Annotated in this window: 19 protein-coding genes and 1 tRNA gene; 5 read left to right on the forward strand and 15 right to left on the reverse strand. The window is 62.9% G+C overall.

The window, feature by feature from the left end:
• Window positions 1–177: 177 nt before the first annotated feature.
• Window positions 178–267, forward strand: a tRNA-Ser gene (locus PVE73_RS13710).
• 290 nt (window positions 268–557) lie between these two features.
• On the opposite strand, the gene PVE73_RS13715 is transcribed toward PVE73_RS13710, so the two are convergent.
• The 4 genes from PVE73_RS13715 to PVE73_RS13730 all read right to left on the reverse strand — a co-directional run bounded on the left by PVE73_RS13715 (window position 558) and on the right by PVE73_RS13730 (window position 4,875).
• Window positions 558–1,394: a carbohydrate ABC transporter permease gene (locus PVE73_RS13715; RefSeq protein ID WP_277362786.1), complete on the reverse strand. Its 837-nt coding sequence runs from the start codon at window positions 1,392–1,394 to the stop codon at window positions 558–560.
• Window positions 1,395–1,416: 22 nt separating this feature from the next.
• Window positions 1,417–2,688 (reverse strand): ABC transporter substrate-binding protein, encoded by a 1,272-nt coding sequence (locus PVE73_RS13720; RefSeq protein ID WP_277362787.1) that lies wholly within the window; start codon window positions 2,686–2,688, stop codon window positions 1,417–1,419.
• Window positions 2,689–2,755: 67 nt separating this feature from the next.
• Window positions 2,756–3,691 (reverse strand): sugar ABC transporter permease, encoded by a 936-nt coding sequence (locus PVE73_RS13725; RefSeq protein WP_277362788.1) that lies wholly within the window; start codon window positions 3,689–3,691, stop codon window positions 2,756–2,758.
• On the reverse strand, window positions 3,688–4,875 hold the full coding sequence (locus tag PVE73_RS13730) for an ABC transporter ATP-binding protein (RefSeq protein WP_277362789.1): 1,188 nt from the start codon (window positions 4,873–4,875) through the stop codon (window positions 3,688–3,690). Before PVE73_RS13730 ends, PVE73_RS13725 begins: the two co-directional genes overlap by 4 nt.
• Before the next feature lie 172 nt (window positions 4,876–5,047).
• On the opposite strand from PVE73_RS13730, the gene PVE73_RS13735 reads away from it, so the two are divergent.
• Window positions 5,048–5,956 carry a LysR family transcriptional regulator gene (locus tag PVE73_RS13735; RefSeq protein WP_277362790.1) on the forward strand — a complete coding sequence of 303 codons (909 nt, stop codon included), beginning with the start codon at window positions 5,048–5,050 and terminating at the stop codon, window positions 5,954–5,956.
• An 89-nt stretch (window positions 5,957–6,045) separates the two neighbouring features.
• Window positions 6,046–6,918 carry an isocitrate lyase/phosphoenolpyruvate mutase family protein gene (locus tag PVE73_RS13740; RefSeq protein ID WP_277362791.1) on the forward strand — a complete coding sequence of 291 codons (873 nt, stop codon included), beginning with the start codon at window positions 6,046–6,048 and terminating at the stop codon, window positions 6,916–6,918.
• Between the two features lie 40 nt (window positions 6,919–6,958).
• Here PVE73_RS13740 and phnF read toward each other — a convergent pair whose 3' ends face one another.
• Window positions 6,959–7,708, reverse strand: coding sequence for a phosphonate metabolism transcriptional regulator PhnF (phnF, locus tag PVE73_RS13745; RefSeq protein WP_277362792.1), 750 nt, complete (start codon window positions 7,706–7,708; stop codon window positions 6,959–6,961).
• Between the two features lie 281 nt (window positions 7,709–7,989).
• Between phnF and PVE73_RS13750 the strand changes: the two genes are divergently transcribed.
• Window positions 7,990–9,252 carry an extracellular solute-binding protein gene (locus PVE73_RS13750; protein ID WP_277362793.1) on the forward strand — a complete coding sequence of 421 codons (1,263 nt, stop codon included), beginning with the start codon at window positions 7,990–7,992 and terminating at the stop codon, window positions 9,250–9,252.
• 74 nt (window positions 9,253–9,326) lie between these two features.
• Window positions 9,327–10,223 (forward strand): TauD/TfdA family dioxygenase, encoded by an 897-nt coding sequence (locus tag PVE73_RS13755; RefSeq protein WP_277362794.1) that lies wholly within the window; start codon window positions 9,327–9,329, stop codon window positions 10,221–10,223.
• Between the two features lie 35 nt (window positions 10,224–10,258).
• Here PVE73_RS13755 and PVE73_RS13760 read toward each other — a convergent pair whose 3' ends face one another.
• The 10 genes from PVE73_RS13760 to PVE73_RS13805 all read right to left on the reverse strand — a co-directional run bounded on the left by PVE73_RS13760 (window position 10,259) and on the right by PVE73_RS13805 (window position 19,722).
• Complete coding sequence (locus PVE73_RS13760; RefSeq protein ID WP_277362795.1) at window positions 10,259–11,254, reverse strand: asparaginase; 996 nt, start codon at window positions 11,252–11,254, stop codon at window positions 10,259–10,261.
• A gap of 1 nt (window position 11,255) precedes the next feature.
• Window positions 11,256–12,497, reverse strand: a complete 1,242-nt coding sequence (locus PVE73_RS13765; RefSeq protein WP_277362796.1) for an extracellular solute-binding protein — start codon at window positions 12,495–12,497, stop codon at window positions 11,256–11,258.
• A gap of 9 nt (window positions 12,498–12,506) precedes the next feature.
• Window positions 12,507–13,607, reverse strand: a complete 1,101-nt coding sequence (locus PVE73_RS13770; protein WP_277362797.1) for a GTP-binding protein — start codon at window positions 13,605–13,607, stop codon at window positions 12,507–12,509.
• The gene (locus tag PVE73_RS13775; protein ID WP_277362798.1) at window positions 13,604–13,930 is read right to left on the reverse strand and encodes a hypothetical protein; all 327 of its coding nucleotides are present in this window, start codon (window positions 13,928–13,930) and stop codon (window positions 13,604–13,606) included. Before PVE73_RS13775 ends, PVE73_RS13770 begins: the two co-directional genes overlap by 4 nt.
• Before the next feature lie 48 nt (window positions 13,931–13,978).
• Entirely contained in the window at window positions 13,979–14,860 is an 882-nt protein-coding gene (locus PVE73_RS13780; RefSeq protein WP_277362799.1) for a polysaccharide deacetylase, read from the reverse strand.
• Window positions 14,861–14,913: 53 nt separating this feature from the next.
• The gene (locus PVE73_RS13785) at window positions 14,914–16,002 is read right to left on the reverse strand and encodes an ABC transporter ATP-binding protein (protein ID WP_277362800.1); all 1,089 of its coding nucleotides are present in this window, start codon (window positions 16,000–16,002) and stop codon (window positions 14,914–14,916) included.
• Window positions 16,003–16,083: 81 nt separating this feature from the next.
• On the reverse strand, window positions 16,084–17,313 hold the full coding sequence (locus PVE73_RS13790; RefSeq protein WP_277362801.1) for an extracellular solute-binding protein: 1,230 nt from the start codon (window positions 17,311–17,313) through the stop codon (window positions 16,084–16,086).
• Window positions 17,314–17,345: 32 nt separating this feature from the next.
• Window positions 17,346–18,119: an SDR family NAD(P)-dependent oxidoreductase gene (locus PVE73_RS13795; protein WP_277362802.1), complete on the reverse strand. Its 774-nt coding sequence runs from the start codon at window positions 18,117–18,119 to the stop codon at window positions 17,346–17,348.
• 14 nt (window positions 18,120–18,133) lie between these two features.
• Window positions 18,134–18,880 (reverse strand): glucose 1-dehydrogenase, encoded by a 747-nt coding sequence (locus tag PVE73_RS13800; RefSeq protein WP_277362803.1) that lies wholly within the window; start codon window positions 18,878–18,880, stop codon window positions 18,134–18,136.
• Entirely contained in the window at window positions 18,877–19,722 is an 846-nt protein-coding gene (locus PVE73_RS13805; protein ID WP_277362804.1) for an ABC transporter permease, read from the reverse strand. The genes PVE73_RS13800 and PVE73_RS13805 overlap by 4 nt, the downstream gene beginning before the upstream one ends.
• Window positions 19,723–19,724 lie beyond the last annotated feature (2 nt).

The following is a 19,724-nucleotide window of genomic DNA, read 5'->3' on the forward strand; positions in this document are numbered from 1 at the left end:
GATCGACATCAAGCTCGACCTGTGTTTGCAGGCAGGAAGGAAGCTGCGGAACGAGTTGACGCAGCGATTGGAGGCGCGGTAAAGCGCTCAGCGAAGCAGGGTTTCGGCAGCAAGATGGTAGAGACTGCGGGAATTTATCTCGACAGGAAGCCAGAAAAGCTAACGAAGTCAGTATTCGGAGGGATGGCCGAGCGGTTTAAGGCACCGGTCTTGAAAACCGGCGTGGGCGCGAGTCCACCGTGGGTTCGAATCCCACTCCCTCCGCCATTTTCCATGGTAAATAACTGTTCTTGCATTTTCTATTTGGGAGCCATCATTCAGATCGCTGAGAGGAGCGCGGAGCAATTGTTCTTGCCGCGGGATTCCAGCAGGGCGCCTCTGTCCGACCAGAGGTAAAGCTCTGGTCGGAGCGGGAGATGCGTTTCTCACTTCACGACAGCGCACACGATACCTTCGATCGACTCTTACAAGTGAGCACTCCCCCTCGGAAGTCGGCGGGCCACGGCTGAAGGTCGAGCGCTGAACGATCGCATTGGCTGCGACAGTGGTGCAGCCGACTATTTGATGCTGCCCTTCCCCAGTCCTTCGACGAACCATTTTTGCGCCGCAAGAAATGCGACCACAAGGGGCAGCACGACGAGGGTCGAGGCGGCCATGAGCGGGCCGTAGTCGTTGCCCGCCTCCTCGTTCTTGAAGGCCATGATGCCCAGCGGCGGTGGCATGAGATCTTCGGACCGCACCGCGATGAGCGGCCAGAACAGGTCGTTCCAGTGGGAGACGACCGAGAAGATGGAGAAGGCGATGACGGCGGGCATGGCCATCGGCACCATGATCTTCCAGACAATGGCGAACTCCGACAGCCCGTCGAGGCGGGCAGCATGGACCACGTCGTCCGGGATCGATTTGAAGAACTGACGAAACAGGAAGATGGCGAAGGGCGAGACCACGAAGGGGAAGATCAGAGCGGCATAGGTGTTGAGGATACCGAGGCTGTAGCCGAGGATGAAGAGCGGCAGCGCCAGCACCTGATGGGGAAGGAGCAGGCCGATGAGCACCAGGCCGAAGAGCATATCGCGGCCCTTGAAATCGAGCTTGGCGAGCGCATAGGCCGCCGGCGCGCAGACCAGGATCTGCAAAGCGAGGATAGTCGCGCAGACGAAAACGCCATTGACCATGTAGCGCGGCAGTGGCGCCTCGGTGAGCGCCTTGGTGTAGTTCTCCACCGCGAACCATTGCTCCGGCAGGAGGGAGAAGGATGCCCGGAAGATCTCCCCGGGCGGCTTGAGCGAGAGAGAGACCATCCACACGAAAGGCACCAGCACGAGGGCCCCGGTCAGGAGCAGCAGAGCATGGCGGGCGATCGCGGCTGTGGCAGGCAGGTTTCTGGCGTTCATGTAAGCCCCGACCGGAGAGTTGCTATTCGGGAAGCAAGGTTCTGGCGTCCTCGACCATTGCGGCCATGGCCTCTTCGGGCGACCGCTTCATCGTCACCACCGACTGGAGGTGGTCACGAAGAAGCGCGCTGAGCTTGATCGAGTTTTCGCCCGGGAAGGCGAAGAAGCCGCTGATGACGGGAAGCTGCCCTACGCTCGTCGCCAGATTGGGCCGCTCGCGATAGAAGTCCGCGAGGAGTTTCGGATCGTTGATTGCCCGCAGGTTGCCGGGGACGTAGCCCGTTTTCTGCGCCATGATCGTCTGGCCGACCGGGCCGGTGACGAATTTCAAGTACTTCCACGCGGCCCGCTGCCGCGCTTCGTCCCGCGCCAGGATCATGCCCGCATTGCCGCCGGCCGGCAGGCGACCCTCCGACGAAGGCAGCGGAAAGGGCGCCGTCCTGAGCGTGAAGGTGCCGGCGCTCTGTTCGGTGTAGCGCATCGTCCGGGCGCTGGAGGTGATCAGAATGCCAAGCTGCCCGGCAACGAAGACCTGTGCTGCCTGGTCCGGAGACATGTCCACCTGGCCCGCCTCGCCGAAGGAACGCAGTAGCTCGAGCGCCGCCATCCCTTCCGGCCCGTCGAAGGTGATCTTCCCATCCTTCATCATGCGCCCGCCCTGCGATTCAACCAAGGCGATGAACTCCCAGTTGGCCGAGCTGGTCCAGTCGAAGAAGGCGCCCATGATGTTGCCGTCGAGCGCCTCTACGCGCTTGGCCAGGTCCAGGATTTCGGGCCATGTTTTTGGGAACTGCTCCGGATCGCCGCCGGCGCGCCGTACGAGTTCGGCATTGTAATAGACGATCGGGGTGGAAATGGCGAAGGGCAGGCCGTAGAGCTCCTCCCCGACCGTCGCCAGCGTGAGCGATGCCGGAGCATAGCCGAGCGAGTTCCGGTCTTCCTCGGCGGCGATGAACGGCTCCAGGGGAGCGGCCAGGCCGCGCTCTACGATGAAGGCCACGCGGTTGAAGCCGTGAAAGGCCACGTCCGGAAGATCGCCCGTGATGGCCTCGCGGAAATTGGCCTGCACGAGCTCCTCGTAGTTCTCGGCCACGCCGCGGAATTCGATGGCGATGTCCGGGTTGGCGGCCATGAACTCCTTCGCCGCCTCTTCATGCGCTTCCTTCTGGAAGCCGAATGCATAGGCGACCTCCAGGGAGATGGCGGGCTCCGCCGCAGCGGCTCCGGCAAGGCCGAACATGGCCAGCGCAACGGTCAACGCCTTTAGTTTGAAGGCCCTTGGCTTGATGGACATTGGGGGCTCCGTTGTATGTGTCAAGAATGTCTGGACCGACTTTCGACAATCCGCTGCGGAGGCTGGCTCATTGATAATGCACCTTCCTGTCCATGATGCGGGCCTGGACTAGGGTGAGCGCCACCACGATGGCGAGGAAGACGACGGTCACGGAGGCGCCGTAGCCGGTGCGCAGATATTCGAAGCTTTCGCGGTAGAGGGTGTAGAGCAGCACTTCGGACGCATGACCGGGGCCGCCTTGGGTGAGGATCTGCACGGTGTCGAAGCTCTCGAAGGCTTTGAGCGCCACCACGATGACGACGAACATCGTCACCGGCCCCAGCATGGGTAGGGTCACGGTGCGCAGCCGGTCGAGCCAGAGGTCAGCGCCGTCGATGTCGGCTGCGTCGTAGAGGTCCTGAGGGATGGATTTGAGCCCTGCCAGGAACAGCACCATGGCAAAGCCGAGGTTCTGCCAAATGCCGATGACGACGAGCACCGGCAGCACCGTATCCTCGTCCCGCAGCCAATTGGCAGTGGGCAGACCGAGAGCAGAGAGCGTCTGGTTCACGAGACCGATGGTCGGGTGGAGCAGCGCTTCCCAGGCGATCGCCATGGCGGCGAGGGTGGCCATGTAGGGCAGGAAATGGATAGCGCGGTAGAGGGCACGCAGGGCTCGCCCGCTCTCGATCAACAGGGCGATGACGAGGCCGAGGATCACAGTGCCCGGCACCACGATCAGAACATAGACGATCGTGTTCGCCAGCGAGATGCGAAAGCCTTCGTCGGCAAAAACTTCGCGGAAATTGGCAAGGCCGATGAAGTTGAGACTGTGGGCACCGAACTGCCAGTCCGTGGTCGCGATCACGAAGACGGCGAAGACGGGAAGGATGAAGAGTACGAGCAGCAGCAGGAAGGCCGGCCCCGCGAGCGCATAACCGGCGAGCGCCTCCGCCAGCCTCTGCGCCCTTGCCGGCGAGGATGCGGCCGGGTGGACGGGCAATGGTTCGGCCGCCGCGCTCATTGCGCATACTCGCGAAGATGGGTGACGGTGGCTCCCGCCGCCGGCTTCGCTAAAGCCCCGAGCCGGATGCGGGCGCCCTCGCGCGTGAAAGCGAGAGCGCGATCGGGCCTGACTCCGAGATGGAGCGTGTGCCCGGCAGAAATCTGCGGCGCGCGCTCGGCGAGCAGCCGGGCGATCACGGGTTCCGCCACACCCGGCATGTCGAGATGGACGAAGAGGTCCGAGCCCATATGCTCGACCAGCCGAACCGAACCCGTGAGAGAACCTGGCCCCAGCCGCTCAGCCACGTGAAAAACCTCGGGCCGAATGCCCAGCGTCACCTGCGCGCCCTGCTCCCGATCGATGTCGACAGCGAGTGTCGATCCCGCCACATCGATGAGCCCGCGTTCGCGCACCACACCGTCGAGCATGTTGATCTTCGGCGAGCCGATGAACTCCGCTACGCGCCGCTCGGCCGGATCGGCATAGATCTCCTGCGGCGGCGCCACCTGCAGCAACTCGCCGTCGAGCATTACCGCCACCCGGTCCGACAATGTCATGGCCTCCGCCTGGTCGTGGGTGACGTAAATGAAGGTAACGCCGAGCCGCCGGTGCAGTTCCTTGATCTCGGTTCGCATCTGCACCCTCAGCTTGGCGTCGAGGTTGGAAAGCGGCTCGTCCATCAGGAACACGGCCGGATGGCGCACCATCGCCCTGCCCACAGCCACACGCTGGCGCTGACCGCCTGAAAGCTGGCCGGGCTTCCGCTCCAGAAGATGGTCGATGCCGAGCGCCTTGGCGGTCAGTTCCACCTCGGCCGCGATCTCGGCACCGACCTGTCTTGTTCCCGGAAGGAGCCGGCCGACCGACGGCAGCCGCTGCCATGTGGAAAGGCGACGCATCCTCAGCGGCAGCGCCATGTTCTCGGCCACCGTCATGTGCGGATAGAGCGCATAGGATTGGAAGACCATGGCGACGTCCCGCCGCTTCGGGCGTACGTCGTCCACCGCCCTCCCCCCGATCGACACCGAGCCTTTGTCCTGTGCCTCCAACCCCGCCAGGATGCGCAGCAGCGTCGATTTCCCGCAGCCGCTCGGCCCCAGCAGCGTCAGGAACTCGCCCTCGGCAATATCGAGCGAGACATCGCGAAGGACCGAGACGGAGCCGAACGATTTTTGGACGTTTTGGAACCTCACGCCGCTCATTGGCCATCTCCGGGTTGGGGGCCTTACTTGCTTCATGCTGAGGCAAGCTCCTACCTGCAAGTTCGCGTAGCGAGGCCGCGCGACACGTGGATGACAAGAATCTTTTAATTCGATAGATGAAGTGCGATCGGCGATGGATGCACCGGTGCCGGCCGCAGCCATGGAGCAACGCATGACCCGTGAAGACGAGGCGCTTCCTCTCAATTCCGTCCGTGCCTTCGTGGCGATTGCGCGCGAAAAGAGCGTCACGCGTGCAGCCCACACCTTGGGCACGACGCAGAGCTCGGTCAGCCGGCATCTGGCGGTGCTGGAAAATTATCTCGGCGCGCCGCTCATCGATCGTCGGGGCCGCTACACGGAACTGACCGAATTCGGTCGCCTCTTCGCCAACGCCGTCAGCGAGCCGCTCGATACCATCTTCTTCACTGCCCAGCGCATGCGGCGCCGTGACCGCGCGGACACAAACCGCATCGTGGTGCGTACATCGCTCTCCACCTTCGCCTACACGCTGCTCATCCCCAACCTGCAGGCGTTTTCGAACGAAATGGGCGGCGCGGTGGTGGATGTGATGAGCTCGCTGTCGCTCCCGTCCACGACCGACGGGTTTGACGTACTGATCACGCGCGACCTGGCCCTGTCGGAGCCCTCGGACCACTGGGAGATGCACAAGGAGCAACTCGTCTGCGTGGGCGCGCCGCAGCACGTATCGGGCAAGGGCTTGCTAGCCGTCCGGACGCTTCCGATGCTCACCATCACGTCGCGGCCGGACATCCTGCCCACCTGGCTACGCTCCATGAACCTGAAGCCCGACGACATCAAGCTCGGCGCGCGCTACGATCATCACTACCTGGCGCTACCGGCGGTCACGACCGGCAAGTGTCTGCTCGTCGCGCCGGAGATCGTGGTGAGCGACCTCATCCGGCAGGGCCTTCTCTGCCTTGTCGAAGGGTCGCGAGCGTCGAGCGGCATGCAGTACCGCGCCTATGCGGTGGACCGCAGCGCCAACCCCATGCTGGCCCGTGCCTTCTGCCGCTGGCTCGTGCGGCTTTGCAGGAATGCAGGGACTGGTGACGCCGCCTGACATACAATCGCAAAAATCGATGACATCCGCCTTCATCCGGTATCATTGGATTTGCCAAGGCGCTGTCCTGGGTTGTTGAACGCCGAGCCATGAGCAAGGCAAAACTCCTCCGCGACCGCATGGCCGAACGCGGTCTAGTCCACATCATGGCGGCGCATAGCCCGCTCTCGGCGCTCCTGGCCGAGGAAGCCGGCTTCGACGGCCTCTGGGCCTCGGGATTCGAGCTGTCGGCGCTCTATGGCTTGGCCGACATGAGCCTGATCACCATGACGCAGCATCTCGATATGCTGCGCGCCATCGCCGGGTGTTCGTCGCTGCCGATCGTCGCCGACATCGACACGGGCTACGGCAACGCACTGAACGTCATCCATGCGATCAGGGAATACGAAAAGGCGGGAACTGCGGCCGTCGTCATCGAGGACAAGACCTTTCCGAAGGTGACGAGCCTGGCAGCCGACGGCCGGCAGGAGCTGCTGCGCATCGAGGAGTTTCAGGGCAAGATCGAAGCGGCCGGGGCGAGCCGGCAGGACCCCGGCTTCCTCATCATCGCCCGCACCGAAGCCCTGATCGCGGGCCTCGGCGAGGCGGAGGCGCTAAAGCGCGGCATGGCCTATGCCGAAGCCGGCGCCGATATGATCCTGATCCATTCGAAGAAAAGAAACCCGGGCGAGATCGAGAGTTTTTCGCGCGCGTGGAAGGGACCGGTTCCACTCGTCATTGTGCCCAACGCCTATCCCGAGCTCGACGCCACGCGCATCCACGCACTCGGCAACATCCGCATGACCATCTACGGCAACTATGCCATCCGTGCCGCGGCGACGGCGATGCGTGACGTTTTCCGGCGGATCGTCACCGACGGCGGCGTGCAGAACGTGCACAAGGACATCGTCTCCGTGGAGGAAATCTTCCGCCTGCAGAAAATGGATCAGGTCAAGGCCAACGAAAAGCGCTTCCTGCGCTGAGGGTCATCGGGTCTGCGGAACGGCACCGCACTGTCGTCCGTCATTTCTCCCCGAGAGCCTCGCTTCCAACGAAAAACTCCACGCGGCTGCCGCGATAGGACATGATCGAGTAGAATACGGGATTGCCTTCGTCGTCCGCGCTCATCGAGGTCGTCTCGACAACCGTCTCCAGCGGCGGAAGGCTGAGCACCTCCGTCTCCTCCGCCAATGGCAGCCTCGATTTCAGCCGGATAAAGGTGCGCCGGGCCCGCAGCACGCCGGCATCCGCCAAAGCAGCGGCCAGGGAGAAACTGCGCTTTTCGGCGGCGATCCGCGCCAGGATGCCCTCGAGCTTCGGTATCCTGGCATGGGGAAAGAAGATGTACCCCAGGACGACCGGAACCTCGTCCGCCTTGTTGACGGTCACGACGAACAGGACGGGAGAGCCGGCCTCGAGCTTCAGATTCTTTGCGATTCCCTTCGTGGCCGGCACCAGCTGAATGCTCAGAAGATCGCGGCTGGGAATCATTGCGCTATCGAGGAGGTTTTCCTCGAACGTCCTTTGGGCAGCGATCCGATATTCGAAAACTCTCTCGGAAACAAAGGTCCCTCGGCCGAGCTGGACGTCGATCACGCCTTCGTTGCGCAAATGCGACAAGGCGCGACGTACCGTCTGGCGCGCCACCCCGAACCTTTCCGCAAGATCGAACTCGGCCGGAAGCTTGTCACCCGGCCCGAGCAGCCCCTGATCGATCTCGCGCATCAGGGCCTCGCCCACTTGCCGCCAGCGGCTGATCCCCTCACTCTTCATCGAGCCGATTCTCCCTCTTGTCCGCACGACCTTCCTATCGCGCTTGCACCGCTCACACACGGCGGGATCGCGAAGGAGGAGCGTTCTCAACGCACATTGTCACAAGACTCTCATAATTGATGTCTATAAATACGTACACCTATACATCTTACTGTTGAGCCGCCATGCCAGCTCGAGTCACGCTTGGCTTTACGTTGCGTCGAAATCCGCCGGTCCGAGGATTGGTGAAACACGCATGGTGAAGCCCCCGTTTCATGAACCCTTCCAGGAGAGGACCGACCATGCACAGAATTCTCGCTGCCGCGGCATTGATCGGCAGTTTGGCACTTTCCGCCTCCGCCCACGCCGAGACCACCATAACTCTGTCAGGCTCCGGGAATGCCCAAAACCTGGCGCTGTATGAGAAACTCATCACGCTCTACAACGCCCAGTCGGAGGACGTCACCGTCGAGTGGATCGGAGGAGCCCGCGAGGCGTCCCAATTCCAGCAACAATTGCTGCGCGACCATATGGTTGGCGCCAAGCTGCCCGACGTTATTCTCTTCACCGGCCCTCTCCTGCGGGTGCTGCAGGAAAACGGCATTGCGGCTGAGCTCGACTCATTCATCGAGGCAGATACGGAATGGAAAGCGCAATTCTCCTCCTCCGTCACCAGCCCGGGCGTGGTGAGCGGAACGACCTATGGACTGGCCTACGGCGTCTCCATGCCTGTCGTGCTCTTCAATTCGCAGCTTGTGGACCAGGCTGGCGTCAATCCGGAAGATCTGCCACGCGACTGGCCGGGCATTCTCGACCTTGCGAAGAAGATGGATGGAGTGGCGCCGAACATCGTCGGCGGCTTCTTCGAGTACGACAACGGGATCGGCTTCAGCTGGCTGGCCCTCTTGGAAAGCTTCGGCGGCAGCGTCATGGATGCTGCGGATGAGAACTTCACCTTCCAGGGAGCCGAAGGGCTGCAGGCGCTGCAGCTCCTGCGTGACTTCGCCGATGCGGGCCAGGCACGTGCCGACATGACGCGCGATCAGGCGCGCCAGGCGTTCGGAGCCGGTGGCATCGGCGTGTTCGCCAGCATGAGCAGCCTCATCCCGCGCTACGAGGAGGCGGCCGACGGGAAATTCCAGGTGGTCTCCGTGCCCTTCCCTCTGGCGGAGGGTAAGGGGCGGATCCCCACCTCGGCCGTGATCGGCGCGATGCTCGCGCAGGATCCGGCGGCACAGCAGGCGGCCTTCGATTTCATGAAATTCATGGCCGGGCCGGAGGGCCAAGCCGCGCTTGCCGCAATGACCGGCTATGCGCCCACCAACAGCGTCGCCATAGAGCAATCCGCAGCGCTGAAGGACATTCTCGCCGACCGCGACAACGCCCATTCCTATCTGGAGAACCTCGACGCGCTCAGCGGATGGTACATCGTACCTGGTGAGAACGGGTTGCGCATCGCCGACATGTTCATCGAGCACCTGCAGGCGGTGGCGACGCTGAAGGCGACACCTGAGGAATCTCTTGCATCCATGGAAGGGCGGGCGCGGGATCTCCTGAGGCGCTAGCCGCGCTCCAGCGGCAGCGGGCCCGCGCAGGCCCCGCCGCTCCGCTATTTTCAATCCCCATCAAGGAGGAAACCATGAAAGGGGCAAGCAGCCTCACTTTGCAGCCGGCATCGCCTCACATCGGTGCCGACGTTTTGTACATCGACGTCGCGGAGGTGATCGAACGGAACGATACGGCGGTTCTCGATGCCATTCAGCAGGCGATCGAGGAGCATATCGTGCTGCGCTTCCGCAAGCAGAAGCTCACGCCGGAGCAGATGGAGCAGCTTGGCCGCCATTTCGGGCCCCTCCTCAGCCTCAAGCGGAAGAACAACGATGCCGCCCATATCCAAGGCGTCGATTATCTGAAGATCATCTCGAACGTGCAGCAGAGCGACGGGCGGCCGCTGGGCGACGGCAGCAGCGCGCCGCAGGACTGGCACACCGACGGTGCGGCAAAGCCCGTTCCCGCCGGCTACACCTATTTCTATGCCCGCAAAGTACCCGGCGTGCCGCCCAAGACCTACTGGATGAACGCCTACCTCATTTATGAGAGCCTACCCGCCGATATGAAGGAAAAAATCGCGCACCTGCGCGTCATCCATCACGAATATCCTGCCGGCAACGAGTTTCCCCTGCCCCCCAGCAAATCCCTGGAAGAAAGGCAGGTCGGCCCGCAGCACCCGCTGGTCCGGCTGCACCCCACGACCCGGCGGCCGGTCCTGTTCCTGCCGCACCGGGACGACATGCTTGTCGTGGATATGAGCCCCGACGAGAGCTTCTCGTTGATAAGCCGGCTCCGGCGTCACGCGGCGGAGTCGCCCTATTGGTGGACGGCCGCCATGGAGGTGGATGACCTCGTTGTCTGGGACAACCGCAGTGCCCTGCACAAGCGCGACGGGTGGGACCAGTCTTTGGAACGGATCGTGTGGCACCTGGCCAATGAAGGCGAGCCGCCCATCCCACTCCCCGAGAGTTCCCGGGTTGCGTAGTGATCAGCTTCGACTTGCGCGGGACCGGCGGCGCCTCAGGAGGTCGGGGTGCACGTCACCTTTTCGAAGTCACGCCGGAATGCATCCATTCCAGCGTTCTTCCCGAGCAGCACCGCAGCGAGGATGCGGGCCTTGAGGCCGCTCAGATCACCGGAGAAGATCACACCGGCATCGGCCAGATCCTTCCCGCCGCTGCCACCCCCATAGATGGGGCGGGTGCGTCCCTCTTGGCAGCGCGAGGCAACGATCACGGGAATGCCTTTGGCCACGATCGGGGCGATCGCTTCGGCGAAACCGTTAGGCGCGTTTCCACGCCCAAAGGCCTCGATCACGATGGCGCGCGCGCCTTGCCCAACGGCAAAGTCCAGGAAGGCCGGCGAACTGCCCATGGCGAGCTTCATCAGCTCAACCTCGGGTACGATCCGGGTCACGTCTGCATGAAAGCGCCCGGTCGGCCTGCGGTAGATGAAGACGTTCTCGCCATCCACCTCCCCAAGCTTGCCGTAAGAATTGGAGCGAAAGGTGTCGACGCGCGAGGTGTGCGCCTTGGTCACGTCACGTGCGGCGTGGATATCCTGTTCGAACACGATCACGGCCCCAATGCCGCGCGCCTGCGGCGCAGCGGCCACGCGCATCGCTTCGGCTATATTGCGCGGGCCGTCCGTATCCGCATCGCCGGCGTGACGCTGCGCGCCCGTGAAGACCACCGGCTTGTCACTGTTCACGATGAGGTCGGCCATATAACAGCTTTCCTCCATGGTGTCGGTGCCGTGAGTCACGACGACACCATCGCAATCCTCTTTCGCCAGCACGCTGTTGATGTGCCGGGCAAGGGAGAAGGCAAGCGGCAGGTCGAAGGCGAAACTGCCTACGGAGCTGAAGTCGTCAATCTCGATCTCGATGCCGTCCAGAGGGTCGTGCAGACGTGCCTTGAGCTCCGCGCCGCTGATATTTGCGACAACGCGATCGGAGCCCGCCTTGCGGCTGGAGGCAATGGTGCCTCCCGTGGTGATCAGTCTGATTCTGCTCATGTCAGGATGCGTTCCGCAAGAGACCTGTTCTGTCGGCTGGTTCCTTTACAAGTTCCGCCCAGCGGCGTACCAGATAGTTATGCTCGTCCATCGTGGTGTTCCACAGGGCGATGTGGGAGGCGCGGTTCCAGTAGGACCCGCCCGAACGCTGCGCGGCGGGCAAAATGGCAATGTTCCCATCGGGACCGCATAGCGGGCTTCGCGCTTCCTTGCCGTCGTACCAGTAATCCCATTCGTCCGGTTTCAGATGCTCGCGCACCCTCTCCGGCACGGGCATGTAGTATCCCTGACGCGCGACAACCGCGCCCGGCCAGCCGGAAATGAACCAGTTCAGATAGGCATAGCCCTGATCGAGCCGGTGGCCTTCCAGGTGACGCGCTAGACAAAGGCCGCCGTGCCAAGCGCGGTATCCTTCCACCGGCACCGCCTGGCGGGTGCGAAGGTGGCGGCTCTTGAGCTGAACGGCGCTCGGCGACCACATGCTGGCGATCCATACGTCGCCACGCTCCATCATCATGGTCGCTTCCTGCGTCGTGCGCCAGAAGGAGGTGAAGTGCCCTTCCCGCTTCAGCGAAAGCGCCAGATCGATGAGGTGGTCGATCTCTTCGACGCTCATATTGCCGAGATCCTTGAAGGTCATCTTGTTGGCTGCGCGCGCCGCGAGAGCGATATCGAAGATGCCGATGGCGGGCTCGTCGACGATCGCCACGTGGCCTTTCCAGCGAGGATCCAGGAGTTCAGCCCAGGACCTCACTTGTGTATCGACGTCGACGCCAGTGGCCGTCTCATTGACGCCGAAGGAATCGAAATTGTGCACGGTCGGCAGCATGGAAATATGCGGCGACGGAATGGAAGACAGGGAATTGTCCTGCTGGACATAGAGGCGCGTGACCGGGGCGTCGCCCAAGCCCAGTCGGGCCGACGCGTTGATGCGGCCCTTCTTGGTGAGATCGTTCACCTCGTCCCACAGTTCAATGCGTTCGAGTTCGATCTTCTGCACGGCGCGCCAGTGCCAGACGATATCCAGATTGTGGAAACACTGATCGTAGACGTCGTAGCGTTCGGGCTCGGTTGCGGCGATGCGCTGGGCCGTCACGAAATCGTGCTGTTCAAAAATCAGATCGAAGCCCAGGTCGCGCTCGGCGCGTTCGTGCAACTGCTGGTAAGGCGTGATTTCCGTGCACAGGACACGCAGCGGCTGTCGCTGTCGCGCATGCACTGCAGGTGAAGCGGGCTTCTTCACGCCCGCACCTCAGCCCGCCCTGCGAAGCGTCGTCGTCTGGTGTGGTCCGAGCACTTCGTCCGACAAGCGGTTGAATACATGAAACGACTCCTCGATGCGTGCGGGGTCGAGCCCGTCTACGATGAACACGATGCGCGAGTGGCGGCGCGCATCCGGCCAGCCGGACATGTGAACCGGCGGATGGACGAGACGCTGCACACCATGAATGGCTACCGGCCGCTCCTCGCCTTCGATATCAAGGATGCCCTTGACGCGGAAGACCCGGTCGCCGTGGCGGTTGAGAAGCATGGACAGCCACATGCCGAAAGCAGTCCAGTCGATCCGCTCTTCAATCACCATCGAAAAGGAGCGGACCGACGCGTGGGCATGGTGGTCGTGTCCCCTGCCACCGTCTTCGTGTGTTCCATGTTGGTGATGGCGCTCGGCGCTGCCAAACTCTTCCGTCGCCCGAAACGCATCGCGCCGCCAATCTTCGCCACGACCTGAAAATGCATCCGTAAGAAATTCGCCGGCTCCGGCTTTCTGGGCGATCACCTGGCGCGCGGCCGGGTTGAGGCGGTGCAGCTTGGCGCTCAAGACCTCGGTTTTGACAGCCTCCTCCATGTCGGACTTGGTGATGACCACCACATCTGCCGCTCCCACCTGCCGAATTGCCTCCAGCCGTTGTTCCAGCTGCGTCGCGCCGTTCACGGCATCGACCGTCACAACCACATTGGCAATGGAGAAGTGGCTGCGCAGAACCGGGTGGGACTGGATAGTGGAGAGTGCGGGAAACGGATCTGCAAGTCCCGTGGTTTCGATCACGACGCGGTCGAACCAGGGGATTTCGTTGCGGGCACGCTGGGAATGGAGTTTCTGCAGGGCCTCGGCCACCTCGCCACGCACCGTGCAGCAAAGGCAGCCCGACTTCAGCAGGACCACATTGTCATCGATGCGGTCGAGCAGATGATGGTCAAGACCCACCTCGCCGAACTCGTTGATGAGAACGGCTGTATTCGCCAGCGCCGGATCCCCTAAGAGGCGTTGCAGAAGCGTCGTCTTGCCGGATCCCAGAAAGCCGGTAAGGAGATTGACGGGCGTTGGAGGTGCCGGACGGAACTCTGCGGTCATGTCCGCTTCCTCAGGCGGTCGAGGAAGTCCGGGTCAAGCGGATCGAAGTCGCGGCCGCTCATCGCTTCCGCCTCTGGCCAAAGATGGGCGAGGCTTTCGAAGATCCTGGTGTGTCCGGTTGCGCTCGACAGCACGTAGGATGTGCCCTGCCACTCGGCGAGCTTCAACCGGCGCGGTTCAAGCAGGGCATTGGCAAGCTTGACGCGATTGGCGGCCTCGCGCCGGCGATTGAGCCGGTCCGTGTTGCGCGTATAGACGCCGGGCCGTGCCACGGCGCTTGTCCAATGGTCATCGCATCCAAGAACGCCGCACAGCGAGCACATCGTTTTCTCCCGGGAAAGGACGGGGCGGCAGGGCCGCCCCGCTTCGGATCATTTCTTGCGCGGGCTACGCTTGGCGAAATCGTCCGCCATCTCGTCCATGGTGACGAAGCGCACGCCCTCGTGCGATTTCATGTGCTCGAACAGGCGCTCGAGCATGAGGAGCACCTGCGGGCGGCCCGAGACATCCGGGTGAATGGTGATCGGGAAGACGGCGTAATCCATCTCACGATAGACCCAGTCGAACTGGTCGCGCCACATCTCTTCCAGATGCCTTGGATTGACGAAGCCATGGCTGTTCGGCGACTTCTTGATGAACATCATGGGCGGCAGGTCGTCGAGGTACCAATTGGCCGGGATTTCGATCAGATCGGTCTCCCGGCCGCGCTCCAGCGGTTTCATCCAGTCCGAAGGCCTGGCAGAATAGTCGATCTTCGTCCACTTGTCGCCGACGCGCACGTAATACGGCGTGAAGTCGTTGTGCATCAGCGAGTGATCGTACTTGATCCCCTTCTTCAGAAGCAGCTCGTTGGTGACATTGGAGAATTCCCACCATGGAGCCACATAACCGGTCGGGCGCCGACCGCACAGGTCGGTGATCAGGCCGATCGCCTTGTCGAGAACCTCTTCCTCCTGCTCCGGGGTCATGGCGATCGGATTTTCGTGGCTGTACCCGTGAATGCCGATTTCGTGGCCGGCATCGGCCACCGCCTTCATCTGGTCGGGGAAGGTCTCCACGGAGTGACCGGGGATGAACCAGGTGGTGCGGATGCCGAGCCGGTCAAACAGCTTGAGAAGACGCGGAGACCCGACTTCACCGGCAAACATGCCGCGCGAAATGTCATCGGGAGAGTCCTCGCCGCCATAGGAACCGAGCCAGCCTGCGACGGCGTCTACGTCTATGCCGAAGCCGACAAGTATCTCTTTTGCCATTCTCAATATCTCCCTTGTTTCGGTTTCTGCGGGGCCGGATCAGCCCCTGTTTCTCAGCCTCGCCCGACCAGCGTTACTCGATCGGAGGGGCAATCCACGACGACGGCATCGCCGATGGCGAGCCGCATCAGAGCCTCGTCGTCCGTGCCGGTCTGCACATCGACGCTCTGCCTGCCGTCCAGAGCAACCTTGACGTGGCCGATGCTGCCGACGGCGTGTTTCATGGATACCGTGCCCTGGAAACGGTTCTCGCCGGTTGCCGGGGCGGCATTTGCCGGCTGGATGCGCATCGCTTCGGCCGGAATGGCGACGAGCACCGATGCGCCAGATGAAACAGAGGCGGCGTAGCGGCCGCGCATACGCCCGAATGCGGTGTCGACAACGGCCATATCCCCCTGGACCTTCAGATTGGCCCCTTCGATGATGGCGTTCGAACCGATGAAGCGGGCCACAAACTCCGTGGCGGGCGATGTATAGACTTCGTACGGGGTGCCGACCTGCTCGACCCTGCCACGGTTCATGACCACGATGCGATCCGACAGGCCGAGCGCCTCGGACTGTGCGTGGGTGACGAAAACGAAGGTGATGCCGAGTTCGCGCTGCAGAAGCTTCAGTTCGTTCTGGATGACGCGACGCAGATTTGCATCAAGCGCGCCGAGCGGCTCATCGAGCAGAAGAATGTCCGGTTCGACCACCAAGCCGCGCGCCAGCGCGATGCGCTGGCGCTGCCCGCCCGAAAGCCTGTCGGCCTTGCGATCGGCGAACCCGCTCAACCCGAACATATCCATGATGCGATCGGTCTTGGCCTTCTTCTCGGCCGCCGACAGACCCTTCACATCGAGGCCGAAGCCGATGTTCTGGCGCACCGTCATATGCGGGAAAAGCGCGTAGTTCTGGAAAATCATGGAGGTCGGCCGCTTCTCGGGTGGTGTGGCCGAAACATTCCTGCCCTTGATGAGGATATCGCCATGGGAGATCTTCTCGAAGCCGGCGATCATGCGCAGCGTGGTTGACTTTCCGCAGCCCGAAGGTCCGAGAAAGGCGACGAATTCGCCCGGCTTCACCGCCAGGTCGAAATCGGAGACGGCGACCGTTCCGTCGGGATAGGTCTTGCCGACTCCTATGAGTTCAAGATCGTTCATGCCTCGGTCCGATGCTCTTGCCGAAAACGTCCCAGACCCCACCGGGACGGCCATTCGGCCGGCCCGGTGCGGAAGATCGCGTCAGGCGTTCAGGAATTCGTCCCAGCGCTGGATCAGGTGGTCGTACTCGTCCGGCCACTGGTGCCAGTAGGCGACATTGGCAGAGCGCTCCTCTAGCGAACCCCCGTCGCGCAGGTCGCCTTCCATGATGCCGCGCTCGGGCGCGCCGACCCACGGCTTGCCCTCGTACCAGAAAGCATATTTGTCCGGGTCCATCACGTTCTTGATCTTGGTGCTGGGCGAATAATAGCCCTGCTCCGTGACGGCGATGGCAGGTGGGCCGGAGAGCCAGAAATTGGCGTAGGCGATGACTGCCTCGCGGTTGGGCGAGCCGGCGATCAGCGAAGGGCCAATCGTCCAGCCGCGCGTGCCTTCCTTAGGTGTGGCGTATTTGGCCGGACGGCCCTGCGCCTTGACCGCCATGACGGCGGGCTGCCACGCGTCCGACACCACCATCTCGCCGGACGCCATAAGGTTGACCAACTCGCCGAAGTCACCCCACAGGGCGCGGAACTGGCCGTCCTTCTTCTTGGAGATCAGGAAGGCTGCCGCCTCGTCGATCTCCTCGACAGTCGGGTTGCCGGGGTTTTTCGCGTCCAGATGGCCGAGCGTGTTCATGGCGAGGATCGCCTGGCCGATGGCGATCAGCGGATCGACATTGAGGCCCGATCGGCCGCGCCATTTCTCATCGAAGAGCGCGGTCCAGGTGTTCGCCTCCTCGTCGCTGACCACTTCCGGGTTGTAGCCGATGGAATCGTAGTTGTAGACCGCCGGTACCATGTAAAGCTGCGTCTGCGCCTCGTCCGTCCATATCTGGCCGACGATCTGCGCGCGTCGCTCCCATTTATCGTTTTCCTTTGTAAAGGTGTCGCGAATGGAGCTCCAGTTGGGCAGATCCGCCGTGGCGATCGGTTCCACATTGTTGGTGGCGATCACCGCCGGCAGACGCTCCGCGATCACTTCCCAGCAGTCGTAGTCGCCGGCGCCCGAAAGGATGCGCGTCTGGCTGTCGGGGTAAGTGGATGCGGTGCCGGAGACCGAGCCCACGCCACTTTCCTTCTTGAACATCTCGAGGATGCGGTCCTGCACGGTCGTGGACAGGCCGATGGTGCGCAGCTGCTGATCGGCCAGCGACTGCGCGAGTGCCGCCTGCGAGCGCAGGAGTGGAGAAATGCCTCCCATGGCCAGCGCCGCGGCGCCGGCGCCTCCCTTCAACATGGTGCGTCTGTTCAGCATCGGGTGCTTTTTCATCTTTCAGTTCCCATCTTGTTTACCCAGTCCTCTCAGTAGCGGCCCACCAGCAGGCCCCCGTCCACCGTCAGCACCTGTCCCGTCAGGTAGCGTGCCGCAGGCGAAGCCAGGAAATGGATGACGTCGGCGATGTCCTCCGGCTCGCCCAGCCGGCCCATGGGAATGAAGGAGGCGGCCTTCTCGGCGCCTTCCGGCCCAAGGGAGTGCTTTTCGGAAAGGAGCTGCGCCGTGCGGATGTATCCGGGTGCAACGCCGTTGACGCGGATGCCATGCCCGGCAAGCTCCACAGCCAGCCCGCGCACGAGTCCGACCACGCCGGATTTGGCGGCGGAGTAGTGGACATGCTCGTCCCAGCCATAGGCAACGCCCATGATCGAGGAGAGGCACACGATCGCTCCCGCCCCCGTCGTGCGCATGGCCGGAACTGCGGGACGGATGACCCGCAGCATGCCTTTCAGATCGATGTCGAAGGTATGGTCCCACTTCTCGTCGGACAGTTCGCCGAGCGGGACGCGATGTGCAATGCCGGCATTGGCGACGATCACGTCGACGTGGCCATGCTCCTTGTTCAGCCGAGCGACCAGTGCGTCCGCCGCCTCGGTCGAACGGACGTCGAGAGGCGCGAATTCGGCCGACCCGCCCTCCTTGGCGATTTTTTCGGCCAGCGCCCTGCCCTCCTCTTCCAGGACATCGGTGACGATCACATGATCGCCGCTGCGGGCGAACGCCTCGCAGGCGGCGCGGCCGATGCCGAGGCCGCCGCCGGTGACGAGAACAATGCGTCTTGCATGCTTCATTTCAGCCATGGTGGCAGATCTCCTCAGAGCATGACGTCGCCGGAATTCGGCCCGAGCGTCTGGCCGACGAAGAGCGCTCCGTCCGGAGAAGCCAGGAAGACGACGGCGCCGGCCACTTCGCCCGGCTCGCCGAAGCGGCCGAGCGGAAGCTCGGCTGCCTTGGCCTTTTTCCAATCGTCGGACAGTGCCTCGACCAGCGGCGTCTTGATGGGGCCCGGCGCAACGGCGTTCACGCGGACACCGCGCGTGCTTACCTCGCGGGCGAGCGATTTCGTCATCGCTATGATCGCGCCCTTCGCACCCGCGTAATGGACGAGCTCGACGCCGCCGACCTGGCCAAGCTGCGAAGCGATATTCACGATGACGCCCTCGCCCCTTTCGAGCATGGCCGGCAGCACGGCGCGCGTCATCAGGAAGGTGCCGCGCACATGAACGGCGAACATGCGCTCGAACTGATCGAGCGAGATGTCGAGAAACGAGGCCTGATGCCCATGTCCGGCATTGTTGACAAGCAGATGGACAACACCGAAACGCGCCCTCACCGCCTCGGCCATCATGGCTACCGCGCTTTCGCTCGAAACGTCGGCGGTGAAGGCGGCGGCCTCCCCGCCGGCCCCGGCGATGTCCTGCGCCACGCGCTGGCAGGCTTCGGTCCTCAGATCGTTCACCGCAACGCGGTAGCCCTCGCGGGCAAGACGCCGTGCTATCGCCGCCCCGATACCGGAACCTGCACCCGTCACGAGCGCAACTTTCGCTACAGCCTTACTCATTCGGCTTCCTCCTGTCCCTTGAAGGATTGCCCTTTGCGCACCGCATGCAGCATCAGCAGGGCGTAGATGAGGAGCAGCGTGAAAGAGAAGAGCGTGGTGAGCACACCGAAGGCGAAGATGTTTGGATAGATTTCGACGGAGAACGTGCCGTAAATCGCCAATGGCAGCGTCAGGTCGCGGCCGGAGGTGAAGAGCGTGCGCGAGAACTCGTCATAGGACAGCGTGAAGGAGAACAGCATCGCCGACAGAACGCCCGGAAAGATCATCGGAAAGGTGACCCGCCGGAACGTTTGCGCGGGCGAGACGCCGAGCGACAGGGATGCTTCCTCGACGCTGCGGTCAAAGCGATTGAAGATCGCCAGCATCACCAGGAAAGCGAAGGGGAAAGTATAAACCACATGCAGCACGAAGGCCGTGCCCCACCAACTGCGGTCGATGCCGAGCATGTTGGTGAGCAGCGCCATGCCGAGGCCGACGAGAACACCCGGCACGATCATACCCAGGATGATCAGATAAAAGACCACGCCCGATGCCTTGAAGCGGGCGCGGAAACCCTGCGCGGTGATCACGCCGAGCACGGTCGAAACCACCGTCGTCATGACGGCAAGCGCCAGCGAGCGCAGGAGGCTGTCGCCAACCGGAAGACGCGAGATGCGGCCGGGCTCCGTCATCCCCAGCAGGTGCTGGTACCAGTATGTCGACCATTCGATGATCGGGAACTGGGGACCACCGCCGGCTCCCTGGAAGGACAGGATCGCAAGCACGATCATCGGGCCATAGAGGAAGAGGATAAAGGCGGCGCAATAGACGCCGAGGACGGGCTTCAGCACACGCGCTTCCATGG

This window comes from Chelativorans sp. AA-79, assembly GCF_029457495.1.
Taxonomy (GTDB): Bacteria; Pseudomonadota; Alphaproteobacteria; order Rhizobiales; family Rhizobiaceae; genus Chelativorans.